At 64.2% G+C, this 840-nt stretch carries 1 protein-coding gene; it reads left to right on the plus strand.

All coding sequences use genetic code 11. From position 1 onward, the window contains the following. Positions 1-808 (plus strand): IS3 family transposase (locus LI92_RS21370; RefSeq protein ID WP_046322571.1); only part of this gene is annotated, 808 nt, incomplete at its 5' end. Between the last annotated feature and the right edge of the window lie 32 nt (positions 809-840).

An 840-nucleotide genomic window follows, 5' to 3' on the forward strand; every position in this document is an offset into this window, starting at 1 on the left:
ACTCAAGCTCGCCCGCCAGCCGTACTACCGCTGGCGCGCCAATCCGATCACTGACGCGGAGGTCATCGAGGCATATCGCGCTAATGCCCTGTTCGACGCCCACCGCGACGACCCGGAGTTCGGCTACCGCTACCTGGTCGAGGAGGCCCGCGACGCCGGTGAGCCGATGGCCGAGCGCACCGCCTGGCGCATCTGCTCACAGAATCGGCTGTGGAGCGTGTTCGGCAAGAAGCGCGCAAAGAACGGCAAGGTCGGCCCGCCTGTCCACGATGATCTGGTCGAACGTGACTTCAGCGCCGGGGCGCCAAATCAGCTGTGGCTCAGCGATATCACCGAACATCGCACCGACGAAGGCAAGCTCTATCTCTGTGCCATCAAGGACGTGTTCTCTAACCGCGTCGTCGGATATTCGTTGGACTCCCGGATGAAGTCCCGCCTGGCCACCACAGCGCTTAGCAGTGCGGTGGCACGCCGCGGTGATGTGGCCGGTTGCATCCTGCACTCGGATCGCGGATCTCAATTCAGATCAAGGAGATTCGTGCGCGCACTCGGCCATTACGAGATGGTCGGATCGATGGGCCGCGTCGGTGCGGCCGGCGACAATGCGGCCATGGAGAGCTTCTTCGCCCTGCTCCAAAAGAACGTGCTCGATCGCCGCCGCTGGCGCACCCGAGACGAGCTGCGGATCGCGATCGTCACCTGGATCGAGCGGACCTACCATCGCCGCCGGCGCCAAGCCGGACTCGGGCGGTTGACCCCGATCGAGTTCGAAGCCATCATGACCACACCGGCCAGTCAGGCCGCGTGACCGAAACTGTCACCTGATCGTGCAGCAGACCC

The sequence above is a fragment of the Mycobacterium sp. UM_Kg1 genome, from assembly GCF_000972925.1.
GTDB lineage: Bacteria > Actinomycetota > Actinomycetes > Mycobacteriales > Mycobacteriaceae > Mycobacterium > Mycobacterium hiberniae.